The sequence below is a fragment of the uncultured Oceanicoccus sp. genome (assembly GCF_963968385.1).
Classification (GTDB): Bacteria; Pseudomonadota; Gammaproteobacteria; order Pseudomonadales; family Dasaniaceae; genus Oceanicoccus.
Window position 1 is genome coordinate 1 of record NZ_CAXAHB010000123.1, and the last position, 3107, is coordinate 3107.

General features: G+C 42.5%; 1 protein-coding gene. It reads right to left on the minus strand.

Annotation, left to right across the window (positions count from 1 at the left end; translation table 11 throughout):
- Positions 1 to 134: 134 nt before the first annotated feature.
- Positions 135 to 2486 (minus strand): TonB-dependent receptor, encoded by a 2352-nt coding sequence (locus AACP44_RS08910; protein ID WP_339340177.1) that lies wholly within the window; start codon positions 2484 to 2486, stop codon positions 135 to 137.
- Positions 2487 to 3107 lie beyond the last annotated feature (621 nt).

Here is a 3107-nt window from a genome sequence, read left to right on the forward strand (position 1 = left end):
ACTACACTGGGGGTGTAGTGGTCGCAGGTTCAAATCCTGCCGTTCCGACCAAATTATTCGTAACATAAGAAACTCAAAGGCCTGCTTAACAGCAGGCCTTTTTTATGCACCACAATTCAAAAACTATAGGATCGCTAGAAGCTGTAGTTGGCACGCAAATACCAAGAACCCCCTTCATAGTTAGCCGCGGTACGACGCGGGTATGGCAATCCCATAGCCATACTATTGGCATTGGGTGCTCTAATCTCATCAACATACTTATCAAAGATATTAGCGCCACCGGCAGTGATTCGCAGATTTTCGTTGAGATCATAACCCAGTTCAATATCCGTATAGACAATCCAATCAATTTCCGCAGATGGATCTTCGTCTGCACCAATCTCACCTAGTTCATCATAATGTTTACCGTAAAAATTCAAACGAACCATTAAGCTCAACCGATCATTGATATTGGTCATAGTATTTAAAACCCAGCGATCTTCCGGATAGTTATTCTCAATATCTTCCACTAACTTATCACTGACAGGCTTAACACCGTTAATCGTCTTCTGATCAATCACATCGATAGAATTATGGTTATAAGCAAAACTGGCTAACGTGTCCATACCGGGTATCAGCTCAAAGCTTGAGGTCAAAACCAGATCAAAGCCTTGGTGCTCAACATCCATCGCATTGGTATAAAAAGATATGGTACCGACATTACCGTTGTCGATCTTACCGGTACGGTAAATACGATCATCCACCTCTATCTGATACATATCAAAGGTCAATGTGGTGTTATCACTGATCTGAGAGGTAAAACCCAGACTTATATTAACCGATTCCTCTTCTTTTAAAGCCTTGCCGCCAAATTGTTTTGCTGTTGCACTGGCCGCTGGCACTAATGCATCTTCTACAAGATTGCCGTTAGATCCAATATCAGTAATCAGCGTACTTATATTGGCCTGACCCGGTGTTGGCGCACGGAAACCCGTTGACATGGAGCCACGTAAGGTCAGTGCATCATTGACCGTATAGCGACCTGCGACTTTACCATTGACCGTACTGCCGAAATCAGAAAAATCCTCATAACGCAGTGCATATTGCATTAATAGATCATCACTAATCTCATGCTCCAAATCAGTATATAGCGCGATATTATGGCGCGAGAATTCGCCCGCTGATTCCGGCTGAGCAGTACTTAAACCACTGACATGACCGTTAATAGCCGCCTGTTCACCAGAAATAATTATATAGGTTTCTTCACGCCACTCTGCGCCGAAAGCCAAATTTAAATCTGCGCTTAATGCCTTGCTAAAGTCAGCGTTAATATTGGTTTCCTTTTGATCATAACCACCCATATCAAAATCACGCTGAAAGCTATCGTCGCTTGCAACACCCAAATTGGGCGCTATTGTATTATTTAAAAAATAACGCAATTGATTGGTGCCAGTACCCATACTCAGATCATAGAAAAAGCCGTTATCTCTCTCACCTTTGATACCCGCAACCAATGACTTGTCAGTCTGAGAACCATCTAGATATGGGGTAAAACCTTTGCGTAACGTTTCCCCCGCTATCAAGCTATTTGCACATAGCTCTACAATAGTTTCATGGGCGTCTGAACAATCTGAGACATAACCTTTACGATAGACAAAACGATAACGACCATCGATTTCTGCATAACCACCATGCATATAAGCCTCATCGCCATTACCCAAATCAAATCCGGCATTAAAGAAAAACCGGTTAGCACTTGTTTCAGCGCGACCCCATGTCTGCACCAAAGGCGAATCATTAAAAGGAGAATCGGCACCTACCCCAGCTACTCCTGCATCGATCAAGTCTTGGGCGTCAGGGCGCTGTACACCGCGTGACAGTGCATCGTTATCAACGTTTTCAAAACTCATATTTAAAAATCCATTGTTGCCGATAGCAAAGCCGCCATTGGCAGATATTCGTGTCGACTGCTCACCCTCAAAGAACTCGCCATACTGCAGCTGAATTTGACCGCCTTCATCGGCATCTTTTAATTGCAAATTCATGACACCGGCAATAGCGTCAGATCCATACTGCGCCGCAGCACCATCACGCAAAACCTCGACATTTTTTAGTGCAATGCTTGGAATCATCCCTATATCAACAGCATGGGCACCATTACCGGCAGCTGGCGCAAAAAAATGCACCAACGCGGAACGATGACGACGCTTGCCGTTAACCAGAACCAACATCTGGTCAGGCGCCATACCGCGTAATGAGGTAGGTCGAACAAAAGCACTGCCATCACCGGTTGCGGGTGTCGCAGTATAGGAAGGCACCAACGCCTTCAATGTATCGGTGATATCAGCTTGGTTGCCAAAGGCATTTAATTCGGTTTCAGAAAACACATCTACAGGAACGGTGGATTCGATGGCAGAACGAGGCTTATTACTTCTACTGCCCATAATCACCACTTCTTCAAGTTCAACTGTAGCGTTATCCTGCGGCTGCGCAAATACTGGCTGCACAAATGCGCTAGATCCTAAAATAACTAGCGCCAATACCAAAACCTTGTGCAAAAAAATTATACTTCTCCTAATCATAGCTCTCTCCTAATAGAATTTTTTCTTCTTAATTTCCTACTTTCTTACTTTCTTAAGGCCACTAACAACATGGCCCTTTTTTAGCGGGCGAATAAAACAGCTTCGCCAACAAAAAATAGTGGGAACTTGAATCACAAAAACACTATTGTTCAGTGCATATAGCGAATTAAAAGCGGAATGAATGACTGTTGATATCCTAATCAAGGAGGCCTCTTTCCATGAGAGTAGATATATTGCTAACTTATTAAATTATATAAAGGTCGATCTTATTAAAAGGAAAGTCTTTTAACGGGTTATTTTTAATCAATGACTTAATTTATCGGAACCAACAACGTCTATTATATTAATCGCTGCTGGATTACAAAAAAGGTCGACTTAACTTTAATAGAGCACGGTTCAATAATGTAGTCAAAAGGTCAAAAGTTATAGATGCCAAAGACTTTATAATTAAATGATAAACTTCGAAAATACACTCAATAGGCAAACTGACTTAACCATGCAATCTATTTACATTTCTTGGGTCGCACGGGTGCCAAGACGACCCAT